16 protein-coding genes are annotated in these 13,436 nt (G+C 69.3%); 11 read left to right on the forward strand and 5 right to left on the reverse strand.

The window, feature by feature from the left end; translation table 11 throughout:
- The first annotated feature begins 36 nt into the window (after window positions 1-36).
- Complete coding sequence (locus DK389_RS16875; protein ID WP_109896474.1) at window positions 37-780, forward strand: SDR family oxidoreductase; 744 nt, start codon at window positions 37-39, stop codon at window positions 778-780.
- A 141-nt stretch (window positions 781-921) separates the two neighbouring features.
- Entirely contained in the window at window positions 922-2,556 is a 1,635-nt protein-coding gene (locus DK389_RS16880; protein WP_109891282.1) for a peptide chain release factor 3, read from the forward strand.
- Between the two features lie 4 nt (window positions 2,557-2,560).
- On the opposite strand, the gene DK389_RS16885 is transcribed toward DK389_RS16880, so the two are convergent.
- Both DK389_RS16885 and DK389_RS16890 read right to left on the reverse strand, forming a co-directional pair.
- On the reverse strand, window positions 2,561-3,013 hold the full coding sequence (locus DK389_RS16885) for a response regulator (RefSeq protein WP_109891284.1): 453 nt from the start codon (window positions 3,011-3,013) through the stop codon (window positions 2,561-2,563).
- 62 nt (window positions 3,014-3,075) lie between these two features.
- Window positions 3,076-3,543, reverse strand: coding sequence for a BLUF domain-containing protein (locus tag DK389_RS16890; RefSeq protein WP_109891286.1), 468 nt, complete (start codon window positions 3,541-3,543; stop codon window positions 3,076-3,078).
- Window positions 3,544-3,799: 256 nt separating this feature from the next.
- Between DK389_RS16890 and DK389_RS16895 the strand changes: the two genes are divergently transcribed.
- The 6 genes from DK389_RS16895 to DK389_RS16915 all read left to right on the forward strand — a co-directional run bounded on the left by DK389_RS16895 (window position 3,800) and on the right by DK389_RS16915 (window position 9,732).
- A complete protein-coding gene (locus DK389_RS16895) occupies window positions 3,800-5,191 on the forward strand; it encodes a flagellar hook protein FlgE (RefSeq protein WP_109896476.1) in 1,392 nt (463 codons plus the stop codon).
- A 47-nt stretch (window positions 5,192-5,238) separates the two neighbouring features.
- Complete coding sequence (flgK, locus tag DK389_RS16900; RefSeq protein ID WP_335645473.1) at window positions 5,239-6,681, forward strand: flagellar hook-associated protein FlgK; 1,443 nt, start codon at window positions 5,239-5,241, stop codon at window positions 6,679-6,681.
- Window positions 6,594-7,115 (forward strand): flagellar basal body rod C-terminal domain-containing protein, encoded by a 522-nt coding sequence (locus tag DK389_RS35285; protein WP_335645474.1) that lies wholly within the window; start codon window positions 6,594-6,596, stop codon window positions 7,113-7,115. Before flgK ends, DK389_RS35285 begins: the two co-directional genes overlap by 88 nt.
- A gap of 8 nt (window positions 7,116-7,123) precedes the next feature.
- Window positions 7,124-8,935, forward strand: a complete 1,812-nt coding sequence (locus DK389_RS16905) for a hypothetical protein (RefSeq protein ID WP_109891290.1) — start codon at window positions 7,124-7,126, stop codon at window positions 8,933-8,935.
- A 168-nt stretch (window positions 8,936-9,103) separates the two neighbouring features.
- Window positions 9,104-9,367, forward strand: a complete 264-nt coding sequence (locus DK389_RS16910; RefSeq protein ID WP_109891292.1) for a hypothetical protein — start codon at window positions 9,104-9,106, stop codon at window positions 9,365-9,367.
- The gene (locus DK389_RS16915) at window positions 9,364-9,732 is read left to right on the forward strand and encodes a porin (protein WP_236960131.1); all 369 of its coding nucleotides are present in this window, start codon (window positions 9,364-9,366) and stop codon (window positions 9,730-9,732) included. The genes DK389_RS16910 and DK389_RS16915 overlap by 4 nt, the downstream gene beginning before the upstream one ends.
- Before the next feature lie 7 nt (window positions 9,733-9,739).
- Here DK389_RS16915 and DK389_RS16920 read toward each other — a convergent pair whose 3' ends face one another.
- From DK389_RS16920 to DK389_RS16930, 3 genes are read right to left on the reverse strand one after another with little or no spacing between them, the layout of a single operon-like run.
- A complete protein-coding gene (locus DK389_RS16920) occupies window positions 9,740-10,219 on the reverse strand; it encodes a hypothetical protein (RefSeq protein WP_109891294.1) in 480 nt (159 codons plus the stop codon).
- Entirely contained in the window at window positions 10,212-10,562 is a 351-nt protein-coding gene (locus DK389_RS16925; RefSeq protein ID WP_109891296.1) for a rod-binding protein, read from the reverse strand. Before DK389_RS16925 ends, DK389_RS16920 begins: the two co-directional genes overlap by 8 nt.
- Window positions 10,563-10,598: 36 nt before the next feature.
- The gene (locus DK389_RS16930) at window positions 10,599-11,723 is read right to left on the reverse strand and encodes a flagellar basal body P-ring protein FlgI (RefSeq protein ID WP_418291950.1); all 1,125 of its coding nucleotides are present in this window, start codon (window positions 11,721-11,723) and stop codon (window positions 10,599-10,601) included.
- Window positions 11,724-11,962: 239 nt separating this feature from the next.
- On the opposite strand from DK389_RS16930, the gene DK389_RS16935 reads away from it, so the two are divergent.
- The 3 genes from DK389_RS16935 (at window position 11,963) to DK389_RS33460 (ending at window position 13,435) form a co-directional block, all read left to right on the forward strand.
- Window positions 11,963-12,388 carry a flagellar assembly protein FliX gene (locus DK389_RS16935; protein ID WP_109891298.1) on the forward strand — a complete coding sequence of 142 codons (426 nt, stop codon included), beginning with the start codon at window positions 11,963-11,965 and terminating at the stop codon, window positions 12,386-12,388.
- 246 nt (window positions 12,389-12,634) lie between these two features.
- A complete protein-coding gene (gene dksA / locus DK389_RS16940) occupies window positions 12,635-13,054 on the forward strand; it encodes an RNA polymerase-binding protein DksA (protein WP_109891300.1) in 420 nt (139 codons plus the stop codon).
- A gap of 204 nt (window positions 13,055-13,258) precedes the next feature.
- Window positions 13,259-13,435 carry a hypothetical protein gene (locus DK389_RS33460; protein ID WP_194075086.1) on the forward strand — a complete coding sequence of 59 codons (177 nt, stop codon included), beginning with the start codon at window positions 13,259-13,261 and terminating at the stop codon, window positions 13,433-13,435.
- Window position 13,436: the final 1 nt, after the last annotated feature.

Here is a 13,436-nt window from a genome sequence, read left to right on the forward strand (position 1 = left end):
GGGATGCGGGATCGGGTGCGTGAGGAGGATGCCGAGATGAACAAGCCGGTGGCGATCGTGACGGGTGCGGGATCCGGCATCGGCCGGGCGGTGGCGCTGGGGCTCGGGCGAGCCGGATACGCGTTGGCTCTCGCCGGCCGGCGACGGGACCCGCTGGAGAGCCTCGCGGCCGAGATCGGCGCCGACGCGCTGCCGCTCGCGACGGACGTGACCGATCCGGATTCCGTCGACCGCCTGTTCGCCGAGACGGTGCGGGCCTTCGGGCGGGTGGACGTGCTGTTCAACAATGCGGGCGTGTTCACGCCGGCCGTCGCGATCGACGCGGTGAGCCTGGAGGATTGGCGGGCGAGCGTCGACACGAACCTCACCGGCGCCTTCCTCTGCACCCGGGCCGCGTTCCGGACGATGAAGGCGCAGGACCCGCGCGGCGGGCGGATCATCAACAACGGCTCGATCGCCGCGCAGGTGCCGCGGCCCAACTCGGCGCCCTACGCGGCGACGAAGCACGCGATCACCGGACTCACCCGCGCCACGTCGCTGGACGGGCGCGCCCACGACATCGCCTGCGGCCAGATCGACGTCGGCAACGCCGAGACCGACATGACGCGCGCCTTCGCGGAGGGCGCCCGGCAGGCTGACGGATCCATGCGGCCGGAGCCCGTGATGGACGCGGCCCACGTCGCCCACGCCGTCGTCTACATGGCCGGGCTGCCGCTCGCGGCCAACGTCCAGTTCATGACGGTGGTGGCGACCAAGATGCCCTATATCGGCCGCGGCTGACGGGCGCCGCCTTTGCCAATCCGCCGCAATGACCATACATAGCGCCTCACGGCGCCCGGCTGCGGCCGGGCGCGATTCCTGGACACCCGTCGGTCCGAGAAGACGAACGCCCCGCGCGGGGCGCGAGAGCCGTTGTCCGCCATGCTGATGCAGACGCAGAACCCGGGCGAAGCCAAGGCCGAGCCCAAGGCACCCGCCGATCCGGTTTCCCGGCGCCGCACCTTCGCGATCATCTCGCACCCGGACGCGGGTAAGACCACGCTCACCGAGAAGCTGCTGCTGTTCGGCGGCGCCATCCAGCTTGCCGGCGAGGTGAAGGCCAAGCGCAACCGCGTCTCGACCCGCTCCGACTGGATGGGCATCGAGAAGGAGCGCGGCATCTCGGTCGTCACCTCGGTGATGACCTTCGAGTACGGCGATTGCGTCTTCAACCTGCTCGACACGCCGGGCCACGAGGACTTCTCGGAGGACACCTACCGGACGCTGACGGCAGTCGACTCGGCCGTGATGGTGATCGACGCGGCCAAGGGCATCGAGGCGCGCACGCGCAAGCTCTTCGAGGTCTGCCGCCTGCGCGACATCCCGATCGTCACCTTCGTCAACAAGCTCGACCGCGAGGCCCGGGACCCGTTCGATCTCCTGGACGAGATCGAGAAGACCCTCGCCCTCGACGTGGCGCCGGTCACCTGGCCGATCGGCCGCGGGCGCAGCTTCGCGGGCACCTACGAGCTCGGCTCGAACCGGGTTCGCCGGCTCGACGCCGCGGACGATGCCGGTCTGGTCGCCGTCTCTGGGCTCGACGACCCGCTCTTCGACCAGCTCCTCACCGAGGACGGCGAGGCGGCCGGCTGGCGCGAGGAGGCGGAACTCGCCGAGGGCGGCCTCAAGGCGTTCGACCTGGAGGCTTTCCGGGAAGGGCACCTGACGCCCGTGTTCTTCGGCTCGGCCTTGCGCAATTTCGGCGTGCGCGACCTCATCGACGGGCTCGCCCGCTTCGCCCCGCCCCCGCGCGGGCAGGACGCCGACAAGCGGCAGGTCGAGCCGACCGAGCCGCGCATGACCGGCTTCGTCTTCAAGATCCAGGCGAACATGGACCCGAACCACCGGGATCGCATCGCCTTCATGCGGGTCTGCTCGGGCCGGCTGAACCGCGGGATGAAGGCCCGGCTCGTCCGCACCGGCAAGCCGATCTCGCTCTCCGCGCCGCAATTCTTCTTCGCGCAGGACCGCGCCATCGCCGACGAGGCCTTCGCCGGCGACGTCGTCGGCATCCCGAACCACGGCACCCTGCGCATCGGCGACACGCTCACCGAGGGGGAGGAACTCGTCTTCCGCGGCGTGCCGAGCTTCGCCCCCGAGATCCTGCGCCGCGTGAAGCTCACCGACGCGATGAAGGCGAAGAAGCTGCGCGAGGCCCTCCAGCAGATGGGCGAGGAGGGCGTCGTGCAGGTCTTCCTGCCGCATGACGGCTCGCAGGCCATCGTCGGCGTGGTCGGCGCGCTCCAGCTCGACGTGCTGAAGGAGCGCCTCCAGGCGGAGTACGGGCTGCCGGTGGATTACGACGCCACCCGCTTCACGGTCTGCCGCTGGATCTCCGCGGACACCGAGGCCGAGCTCGACCGGTTCATCGGTGCGCACGGCTCCTCGATGGCGAGCGACCTCGACGGCGCCCCCGTCTTCATGGCGACGACCGCGTTCTCGCTCCGCTACGAGGAGGAGCGCTGGGAGAAGATCCGCTTCACCGACGTGAAGGATTACCAGAAGAGCGCGGGCTGAGGCCTCAGAACTTGCCGAGCATCGGGAAGTCGACGCTCAGCGTCGATTCCGTGGCCAGCGGCGCCTCGCGCCGGCGCGGCTTGCGGTTGAGCACCTGCTTCAGCTTGCTCTTCAGCACCGACATGTCGAACGGCTTGAGGATGAAGGCGTCCGCCCCCGCCTGATGGGCGACGTTGATGTCCTCGAAGTCGAACGACGATTCGGTGAGGATGAAGGGGGTGTTCATCAGGGCGTCGTCGCCCCGGATCTCCCGGAGCAGCGCGATCCCGTCCATCGGCTCCATGTCGAGGTCGGCGATCACGAGGGCGAAGCGGCGCTCGCGCATCAGCGCCAGCGCGTCCGGCCCGCTCGTCACGCCCTCGACCTCGGGGAAGCCGAGGCGGTTCATCAGCATGACGACGAGCTTCAGGAGCTTCTCCTGGTCGTCCACGACGAGGATCGGGGGCGTGTCGGTCATGGGCGGTACCGGCTCGGGTCAGGGCGTCGGCGTCGGGCGGTGGGTCGCGGCGGATGTCGGTCTCAGATGAACAGGTGGTCGATGCCCTGCTTCGACATCGCGTCGGCCTGGAGGCCGATCGCGAGGCCGTGGATCGCGCTCGCCTTCGGCGTGCCGCGCTGGAGCATCGGCAGGAGGTTGGCCTTGTTGAACAGGGTCTCGGTCGCGGTGTTGCGCAGGCCGGTCTTGAAGGAATGCACGAACTCGCGCTTGGCGATCTCGCGCCACTCGCAGATCTGGACGTCGCGGTGGCGCTGGTCCTCGACGATCCGGTTGAACGCCTCCTGAATCGAGGTCCGCTCGCCCTCGATCACCTGCGCAGCGAAATTCTGCTCGATGAGCAGGAAGCTCGTGATCACGGCGAACTCGTTCTTCTTCTGCGCCTGCCGCGTGATGTCGCCGAGCTGGCTCGCGCGGAGCTGCGGATCCGAGGACAGGTTCAGACGTGAGAAATAAATCAGGTGGACGAGGCTCGTCCGTTTCGCGCGCATGACTGCATTGGTCCGCCAACGTTCGGGACCATTCTAGACAGTCCGGCGATAACGGCCCGTAAACGGGGCGACGGGCCCGGCGCCGCCCGGCAAAAGCTGCCGGCCGGGCACGGCGCGGCCGCGTCATTCCTGCCGGGCCTCGCCGCAGGTCCCTGATATTTCAATGGCTTGGCGCTGGCACGGGCATTGCCAGCCCGAGAAGGCGGGCACCCGTCGCATCGCGGTGCCCATCGCGTTCAGGCCGGATCATCAAGCCATGGATATCTTCACCGCGCTGCAGACGGCGGTCACCGGACTGAAGGCGCAGTCCTACGCCATCGGCAACATCTCGGGGAACATCGCGAACTCGCAGACGACGGGCTACAAGCGCATCGACACGAGCTTCGTCGATCTCATCGCCGAGCAGACGCCGAAGCACGAGGTCGCCGGCACGGTGCTGGCCCAGGCGCAGCTGACGAACACGCTGCAGGGCAACATCGCGGCCACCAACGTCTCCACCAACATGGCGATCAACGGCGACGGCTTCTTCGTGGTGCAGAAGAAGACCGGCGACGCCAACGGCCAGCCGAGCTTCTCGGGCGCCAACCTCTACACGCGGCGCGGCGACTTCACGGTCGACAAGGACGGCTACCTCGTCAACGGCGCGGGCGGTTACCTCCAGGGCGAGAACCTCGATCCCGTCACCGGACAGGTGACGACCACCGGCCCGGTCAAGGTCTCGAATGCGACCCTGCCGGCCCGGGCCTCGACCGAGATCACCTACACGGCGAACCTGCCGAAGACGCCCATCACGGCGAATTCCCCGACGACGGGCTCCGCTCTCTACGCGCCGCCCGCCACCATCACGCCGTCGCCGGTCGTGATGGCGGTCGATGGCACGCGTACGGACGGGCTCCAGATCCCGGCGGCGAACGCCGCGGACTTCATCTCGAACAGCATCGCCGGCCCCTCGCTGACGGTCTACACCGAGAGCGGCGCCCCGCTCTCGCTGACGACCCGCTGGGCGAAGATCCAGGACGCGTCGACCACGCAGCCTGCGGTCTGGAACCTCTACTACGCGAACACGAGCAGCGGTACCGGCGCGAGCACCGCCTGGACGAATGCCGGCACCGGCTTCGGCTTCGATCTCGCGGGCCAGGCGGTCCCGACGATGCCCGCCAAGGTGACGATCGCGAACCTGACGGTCGACAACACCAGCCTCGGCAACGTCATCGTCAACATCGGCAAGAACGGGCTCACCGAATATTCCGACGCGACCGGCAAATCGAGCACCAACACGCTCTCGCAGAACGGCTACACCAAGGGTGATCTCAACAACGTCTCGGTGACGGCCGACGGCAAGATCGTCGGCAATTACTCGAACGGGTCGGCCCTGCCCATCGCCACCGTCGGCCTGGTGCGCTTCGTCAATCCGGACGGGCTGAAGCCGGATTCCGAGGGCAATTACCAGCAGACGATCGATTCCGGCGTGCCCCTGACCGGGCTGCAGGGCTCGACGGTGGTCGGCGGCAACGTCGAGCAGTCGAACACCGACATTGCCGGTGAATTCTCTAAGATGATCGTAACGCAGCAGGCCTACTCTGCGAACACGCGCGTCATGTCGACCGCGCAGCAGATGATGTCCGATCTGCTCAACGTGATCCGCTGACGGCGGCGTGCCGCGATCCATGAGCGAGCCCGGCCGGGAGGGGTGACATGTCGGTGAACGCCCTCGGCACGGCGACGGCCGGCCTGCAGGCCATGCAGGCCGCCATCGGGATCGTCTCGCAGAACGTGGCGAATGCGGGCACGGCGGGCTACGTCCGCCGCACCCTGACGCCGGTCTCGCAGGGGGCCGGCAACAACGGCGTCGCCGTCGGCACGGTGACGCGCACCTTCGACGAGGCCGCGCTGAAGCAGCTTCGCCTCGAATCCGCCGGTGCGGCCTACACCGCTGTCCGGGCCGACGTGATCGCGCAGATCGACAAGCTCTACGGGACCCCGGGCTCCGCGACGGCGCTGGACGGGGTCCTCAACACCTTCACGCAGGCGCTGCAGACGCTCGCCGCCAACACCAACTCGACGGCTGCCCGCACGACCGCGGTGCAGAGCGCGGCGACGCTCGCGGGCCAGATCGGCAGCATCGCCGACAGCGTCCAGGAGCTCCGCAGCGGCGTCGAGAGCCGTCTCGGCACCGAGACGCGGGACGCGAGCAACATCCTCGCCTCGATCGCCGATCTCAACATCAAGGCCACCAGCACCTCGGACGACGCGGTCCGCGCGGCGATCCTCGACCAGCGCGACCAGCAGATCACGCAGCTCTCGAGCTACTTCGACGTGAAGACGGTGGCGCAGCGCGACGGCACGGTGAGCGTGCTGACGACCTCCGGCGTCACCCTGGTCGACCGGGGCCTTGCCGCGACCCTCAGCTTCGACGGGCGCGGCACGCTCAACGCCAATTCCGCCTATTCCTCGGACCCGGCCAAGCGCGGCGTCGGCACCATCACGGCGACGACGCCGGGCGGTGCCGTGATCGATCTCGGCGAGCCCGGCACCCTGCGCTCCGGCACGATCGCGGCCGAGTTCGAATTGCGCGACACGATCCTGCCGCAGGCGCAGCGCCAGCTCGACGACCTCGCCGCCGGCCTCGCGCGCGCGCTCACCGACAAGCAGGTCGCGGGGACCGTGACCAACGGGGCCACCGGCCCGCAGGTCGATCTCGATGTGTCCGGGATCAAGGCCGGCAACACGATCACGGTGCCGGTCCAGCTCGCCGGCGGCGCGGTGCGCAACGTGATCCTGGTCGCTTCGAATTCGGCCACCCGGCCGGTCGACCCGTCGCAGACGGTCGATTCCTCGGCGCTCGCGCAGACCTTCGACATTTCCGGCGGTCCCGCGAGCTACGGCTCGGCGCTGCAGGCCGCCCTCACGGCGATCGGGGCGCGCACCACGCCAGCCCTCGACATCACCGCGAGCACGGTCGGCGGCTCGACGGTCCGCTTCGCGAGCCCCGGCACTTGGGACGTCGCGGGGGGCGTGCGGGCATCACCGTGCCGTTCTCCGCGAGCGACGTGTCGTCGGGCTTTCCCTACATCCCGCTCTTCACCGACGGGACGAACGCCCTCGTCACCGGGTTCCTGGACGGCGGCTCGCAGCTGACCGGCTTGGCGCAGCGCCTCGCCGTGAACCCGGCGGTCGCCAACAACACGGCGAGCCTCGTCGCGGCGAGCGCCACCAGCACCTCGCCGGACACGGTGCGTCCGCTCTTCCTGTACGACGCCCTGACGGGCGCCAAGCAGACCTTCTCGTCGGCGAGCGGGATCGGCGGCATCGACGCTCCGCACAGCGCCAGCGTCATCGGCTTCGCGCAGGACATCGTCGCGGCGCAGGGCGCGGCCTCGGTCAACGCCCAGAGCCTGAACGAGGGCCAGAGCGTGGCGCTCGCCACGGCTCAAGGGAGGTTCTCGGCGAGCGCGGGCGTCAACATCGACGAGGAGATGTCACGCCTGATCGAGCTGCAGACCGCCTACACCGCCAATGCCCGCGTGCTGACCGCCGCCCGCGACATGCTCGACACCCTCCTGCGGATCTGAGGGCAGCCATGACGACGATCTCCTCCTTCGCGGCCGGCAGTTACATCACGAACCGGAACACGCAGAACATCGTCAACCTGAAGGACCAGATCGACACGCTCTCGACCCAGCTCTCGACGGGGCGCGCCTCGGAGACCTATGGCGGGCTCGGCTCCGGGCGCGTCACCAGCCTGAGCGCCCACGCGACCCTGAGCGCCCTCGACGGCTACGACGCGGCGATCGACAGCGCGAAGACACGGGTCGCGCTCGCCAGCGCGAGCGTGAGCCAAGTCATCCAGCTCTCGACCACCCTCGGCACGGGCCTGAGCAACAACATCCTGGGCAGCGCCAGCGCGACCACCAACGCGCAGCTCGCCCGCACCACCCTCGATGCCGCCCTCGACACGCTGAACCAGCAATCGGCCGGCCAGTACCTGTTCGGCGGCCGCATCACCGACATCCCGCCCGTCCTGTCGAGCGACACCATCCTCAAGGGCGACGCGGCGAAGGGACTCGCGGGCCTGACGACCCTCGTGCAGGAGCAGAAGGCGGCCGATCTCGGCGCGCCGGACAATACCGGCCGGCTGAAGCTGACCCCGGCTCCCGCCGGCGGCACCACGCTCCGGCTCGGCGAGGACCCGAACGACCCGACCGGGGAGAGCCGCGCCAATTTCGGATTCCGCTTCGCCCAGGCGCCGGTCGCCACCGGCACCGGCATCGCGGTGACGCAGAATTCCGCCTCCGCCCCGACCACGGCCGCCCTCAATCGCGCCCCGCAGGTGGGCGAGAGCTTCCGCGTCGTCGTCAACCAGCCGGATGGCAGCCAGAAGACCCTCGACCTCACGGTGCGCAACCCCGTTCCGCCCGGCTCGACCGACAGCTTTCCCCTCTACCCGAGCGCGGCCGCCGCGAGCGCCGCCCTCAACGCGCTCGGCGGCGAGGTCGCGAGCTTCCAGAGCGCGGCGACGCCCGCCATCACTGCGACCTTCAGCGGCGGCCAGCCGGCCGCCTACGACATCGCGGTGAACACGCAGCCCAATCCCGGCGACACGGTCACGATCAGCCTGAAGCTGCACGACGGCACGACGACGAAGGTGACGCTGACCGCCAAGGCCCCGCCCGCGACGGGTTCGCCCGGCGAGTTCGTGATCGGCGCGGACACGGCGGCGACCGCGCAGAATCTCGGCAACACCCTGAAGACCGCACTGCAGACGGCCGCCTCCGGCCCTCTCTCGGCGAGCTCGACCACGCGCGCCTCGAAGGATTTCTTCGCGGGCTCTCCGGTGGCGGGGTTCGAGCCGCGGCGGATCACCACGTCCGCGTCCGGCACCCCGGTCTTCGCCCAGGCGCCGCAGAACAAGACCGTGATCTGGTACCAGGGCGAGGATTCGGGCACGGCCGCCCGCGACACCGCCGCCGTCCGGATCGGAGCGAACCGCGACCTCGCGGTGGGCGGGCGCGCCAACGAGCCGGCCTTCCAGGAGGCGCTCGCGGGAATGGCGGCGCTCGCCGTCGAGATGCTGGCCGATCCGGCCGGCGCCGTCACCAACGACCGCTTCGCGGCGCTCGCCGACCGCACCTCGGCGATCCTGACGAACGCCAAGACCTCCCCCGGCCTGCCCGAGATCGCGAGCGACTACAGCCTCGCCTCGGCCGCGCTCTCCGGCGCCGAGGATCACAACCGCACGACCCGTGCGACGCTTCAGGACAGCCTCGACGGCATCGAGACCGCGCCGATGGAGGACGTGGCGGCGAAGCTCCTCGCCGTGCAGAACCGTCTCCAGGCGAGCTATCAGGTCACCTCGATGCTCTCGAAGCTCTCGCTCGTGAACTACCTCTGATCGGGATCATTCGGTCCGCTCCCGCACCGTGCGGTGACAGCCAGCCCCAGCCGATCCCTCGCCCGAGTGCCGGCATCCTCCCGCGCGACCATATTGTCGCCGCCTTGAGGGCGTCAGCAGATCGCTCGCGGTGGGAAAGGACGCCGCAGGACCGAGCGGGAGGACGCCATGCAACAGCTTGCTCAGCCGATCGAGGCCGTTCGCCACGTCGCGGACGGGTCGCGGGCCTGGGCGGTCCTGGAGGCCGAGGCCGCCGTGGATGCCTACGTCTCGGATTTTCCCGAGCCCGGGGACAAGGTCATCGCCCTCGACATCCTCCTGCGCGACCTCGCCCGCCTGAGGCTCCGCGCGCCCGAGTTCGACGCCTTCCTCGACGCGGTCGAGGGGCATATCGACGACCTGCATCGCGATCTCGCGCGTCGCGCGGCGTGACGCGTTCGGGCACGACGCGGCGGACCGTCGCCGGGCTCCGCATCCCATCCCGTCACCTCGGAGCCGCGCTCCTCGCGGCCGTTCTCGTCGGCTCGCTGCCCGCGCTGGCACGCGAGCCGGCGCGCAGGCCCGCGGCCGACGCGCTCGAACCCTGCCCGGAGCAGGGAGCCGGCTTCGTGCGCCAGAAGGGCAGCCGTACCTGCTTCCGCCTGTCGGGCCGGGTCGGCGCCGGGCTCGACGTCCGGGCGGGCGCCGATACGCGGGCCGCGCCCTCGGCCGCGGGCCGCTTCGCGATCGACACGCGCACCGAATCCGACATCGGCCCGGTGCGCGCCTTCGTGCGCATGGGGCACGGGCGCCCCTGACGGGCGCTCAGAGGCTGCGCGAGAGCACCAGCGGGCCGCTGCTCGTACCCCTGCCGTAGGGAGAGGGCGCGACCGAGGGCGCGCCGTAGACGGTCGGTGCGCGGTTCCGGCCGATCTCGTCGGCGAGCGACCGGATCAGGCCCTCCGACACGGTCTTGGCCGTCGCGAGCACGGTCTGGTTCGCCGCGACGGATTGCGTGAAGCGCTGGTGGGCCGCCTTCAGCGCCGCGACCCCCTGCGGCGCGAAGCGGGCGAGCGCGACGGCATTGAGCTTCACATTCTCGAGGCCCTGGAGGTAGGCGGACGCGAGGGCGCCCTTGCGGTCGGAGAGGCTGAGTCCGTCGCGGAGCCGCCCGACCTTGATATGATCGCACTCCGCGGCGAGGACCGTTTCGAGATCGCTCATGATCGCGATCATCTCGGCCACGAGGGCCTCTGCGGCGGCGCGATCTGCAATGCGGGGTTGTGTTCCGGCCCGGTCAGCCACGGCTGCCCTCCTGCAGGCGCATCATCTCGCGGTAGACTTGGTCGGCGATGCCGACGCCGCCGGATTTGACGACCTGCGTCGCGTATTCCTTCGTCAGCATCGAGCGGTAGACGCCGCCTCCGGTGCCGTTCTCGCCGAGCGGCCCGTCCGTCCCCTCGGACTGCGTCAGCCGGTCGAGGGACTGCTCCAGGAACATCGATTCGAACTCGGTTGCGGTCTTGCGGGCCTTGGCCTTGCTGGCCTCGGACGCGTCGGGCTTCGCGGCGGCGGCCGCGACCGAGCCGGCGATCGCCTTGCCGACACCGATGGCCGCCGAGGCGGCGAAGGTTGCGAGCGGGAGCATCGTTTCACCTCGCGTCAGGGAGAGGGGTGGAGGCCATCACATCACGTCGATGTCGGCCTGGAGGGCGCCCGCTGCCTTGATGGCCTGAAGGATCGAGATGAGGTCGCGGGGGCCGACGCCGAGGGCGTTCAGCCCGTCGACGAGCTCGCGCAGGGTCACGCCCTCCTTCACGAGGGCGAGCTTGTTGCCGTCGCCCGTATCGACCTTCACGGCGCTGCGGGGCACGATCACGGTCTCGCCGTTGGACAGCGGGTTCGGCTGGCTGACCTGCGGCTGCTCGGTGATCGTGACGGTCAGGTTCCCCTGCGCGATGGCGACCGTCGAGACGCGGACGTCGCGGCCCATCACGATGATGCCGGACCGCTCGTCGACGATGACCTTGGCGGTCTGGTCGGGCTCGACCTTGAGCTGCTCCACGTCGGTGACGAGGCGGATCATGTTGCCCTGGTAGCGGGCTGGAATCTGGATCGTGACCGTGGCCGGATCACTCGGCTCGGCGGTGTCCGCCCCCATGAAATCGTTGATGGCAGCGGCGATCCGCTTCGAGGTGGTGAAGTCGGGGTTGCGCAGGGAGAGACGCAGGGAGCGCGCGTCGTTCAACCGGAACGCGATCTCGCGCTCGATATTGGCACCGTTCGCGATGCGCCCGTTCGTCGGGACACCCCGGGTAATCTTGGCTGCCTCGCCCTCGGCGGCGAAGCCCGCGATCGCCACCGATCCCTGTGCCAGCGCGTAGACCTCGCCATCGGCACCGAGCAGGGGCGTGACGAGGAGAGTGCCACCCTGGAGCGATTTGGCGTCGCCGAGCGAGGAGACCGTCACGTCGATGCGGGTGCCCTGCGCGGCAAAGGGCGGAAGGCTCGCGGTGACCATCACGGCCGCGAGGTTCTGGGTGCGCATCGTGGCGCCGCGGGTGTTGACGCCGAGCCGTTCCAGCATCGCCTGGAGCGATTGCTTGGTGAAGGGAATGTTGTTGAGCGTGTCGCCGGTCCCGTTGAGACCGACAACGATGCCGTAGCCGACGAGCTGGTTCTGGCGCACGCCTTCGATCGAGGCGAGATCCTTCACCCGCGAGAGGGCGAGCGCCGGGCCCGTCCATGCGAGCAGGGCGCCGAGTGTCAGAAGCCAGATCGTACGGAGGTTGAAGGGCATGCCGGGCATCGCACGGAAACGGGTTCCCTCGACCCTGCTAGGACCGTGCCACCCCATGAGATGACAGAAGTGTCTGATGGTGAAAGGCTTTATCTCGGGGTCGCCGCGCCAGTGGTCGCCGGTGGCCCGGGCCTGTCCTGCCGACCCGGCAGGATCTGCCGAGCCGTTTACCGTCGGTTAACCATCGTCGCCGGACAGTTTCGCGACGGGCGACGGGGCGCCCGCCGAATTCGGATCCGTGAGCTGAGATGCGTGTCGATACCCGCCTTGCCGCCCAGGGACCGGCCGCCGCATCCGCGGGCCGCCGGACCGAGGGAGGGCGCGCCTTCAGCCTCGACGCCTCGGAGGCCGGCGGTTCCGCCCACGCACCGGCCGCCACCACGACGCTGGCCGGCCTCGACGCCGTGCTGATGCTCCAGAACGGTGAGGAATCTCCCGGCGACCGTCGCCGCCGTTTCGCCCGCCGCGGCCACGACCTCCTCGACGGTCTCGACCGGCTCAAGGCGGCGATCCTGATGGGCCGCGTGCCGGCGCATGAATTGCAGGTCGTCGCCCGGCGCCTCTCCGAGCGGGCGAGCCTCAGCGGGGATCCGCGCCTCGATACGCTCATGGCCGAGATCGAACTGCGGGCGGCCGTCGAACTCGCGAAGCTCGGGAGATCGCGAGCCGGCTGACACGTTCGACGAAGGACTTCGTGAAGCCTCTGGATTGGTTGATCCCGGTGATGGAGCGAGCCAAAGACTGATGTCGTCACCATCGTTGCAGGGCCTGCCACCGTGGCGTGTTTGCCGCATTCCGTGCGGCATCCACGGCCCTGATGACGCCAGACGGACGACATCCGTTGTCGAGACCCGAGACCTCGACTATACGGCTCGAAAATATCGTTGCGGACCGACTATACGGGAAGTGTGAGGGCGACGATGGCGAAGGTGACGCTCGAGGACGGCTACGTTCCGACGGACAACGAGCCCTTCATGAACGAGCGGCAGCGCGAGTACTTTCGGCGCAAATTGCTCGGCTGGAAGAACGACATCCTGCGCGAGGCGCAGGACACCCTGGTCGCGCTCCAGAGCGAGAACGAGAACCACCCCGACCTCGCCGACCGCGCCTCCTCGGAGACGGACCGGGCGATCGAACTCCGCGCCCGCGACCGGCAGCGCAAGCTCACCGGCAAGATCGACGCCGCGCTCGCGCGCCTGGAGGACGGGTCCTACGGCTATTGCGAGGAGACGGGCGAGCCCATCTCGCTCAAGCGGCTCGACGCCCGGCCGATCGCGACCCTGTCCCTGGAGGCTCAGGAGCGCCACGAGCGCCGCGAGCGGGTTTACCGGGACGACTGAGCGGTAGCGTACAAAGCCTGCCTTTCGTTCCGCGAATATCGGCGGCACGGCAGGGTCTTCCGCTTGGGTGGGAAAGAAAACCAGGCTCTGCTCTGTTTTCGCTGCAATGCGGCGCAGTACGGACAAGCTTCGACTAATATAACGCAGGAACTTTGAGCGCGGCCGTCCATTCCCGACGCAGAAACTTCACGCGAGGATGTGGAAATGGACAACAACATACTGATCATCGTGCTCGCTGTGGCGACGCTCGTCATCGGCATCGGCTTCGCCATGTGGCAGCGCTCGCGGGTCGCCGCGTCGAAGAACGATCCGCTCCGCTCGTCCTTCACGCAACAGCATGGCGCCGAGCCGCGCCCCAACCGGCCCGGCACGGAGCATTGAG

This window comes from Methylobacterium durans, from assembly GCF_003173715.1.
Taxonomy (GTDB): Bacteria; Pseudomonadota; Alphaproteobacteria; order Rhizobiales; family Beijerinckiaceae; genus Methylobacterium; species Methylobacterium durans.

Bases quoted from the DNA above. Each gene is read 5' to 3' on its own strand.
- DK389_RS16875 (WP_109896474.1), top strand. From the start codon at position 37: ATGAACAAGCCGGTGGCGATCGTGACGGGTGCGGGATCCGGCATCGGC.
- DK389_RS16880 (WP_109891282.1), top strand. From the start codon at position 922: ATGCTGATGCAGACGCAGAACCCGGGCGAAGCCAAGGCCGAGCCCAAG.
- DK389_RS16885 (WP_109891284.1), bottom strand. From the start codon at position 3,013: ATGACCGACACGCCCCCGATCCTCGTCGTGGACGACCAGGAGAAGCTC.
- DK389_RS16890 (WP_109891286.1), bottom strand. From the start codon at position 3,543: ATGCGCGCGAAACGGACGAGCCTCGTCCACCTGATTTATTTCTCACGT.
- DK389_RS16895 (WP_109896476.1), top strand. From the start codon at position 3,800: ATGGATATCTTCACCGCGCTGCAGACGGCGGTCACCGGACTGAAGGCG.
- flgK (WP_335645473.1), top strand. From the start codon at position 5,239: ATGTCGGTGAACGCCCTCGGCACGGCGACGGCCGGCCTGCAGGCCATG.
- DK389_RS16905 (WP_109891290.1), top strand. From the start codon at position 7,124: ATGACGACGATCTCCTCCTTCGCGGCCGGCAGTTACATCACGAACCGG.
- DK389_RS16910 (WP_109891292.1), top strand. From the start codon at position 9,104: ATGCAACAGCTTGCTCAGCCGATCGAGGCCGTTCGCCACGTCGCGGAC.
- DK389_RS16925 (WP_109891296.1), bottom strand. From the start codon at position 10,562: ATGCTCCCGCTCGCAACCTTCGCCGCCTCGGCGGCCATCGGTGTCGGC.
- DK389_RS16930 (WP_418291950.1), bottom strand. From the start codon at position 11,723: ATGCCCGGCATGCCCTTCAACCTCCGTACGATCTGGCTTCTGACACTC.
- DK389_RS16935 (WP_109891298.1), top strand. From the start codon at position 11,963: ATGCGTGTCGATACCCGCCTTGCCGCCCAGGGACCGGCCGCCGCATCC.
- dksA (WP_109891300.1), top strand. From the start codon at position 12,635: ATGGCGAAGGTGACGCTCGAGGACGGCTACGTTCCGACGGACAACGAG.
- DK389_RS33460 (WP_194075086.1), top strand. From the start codon at position 13,259: ATGGACAACAACATACTGATCATCGTGCTCGCTGTGGCGACGCTCGTC.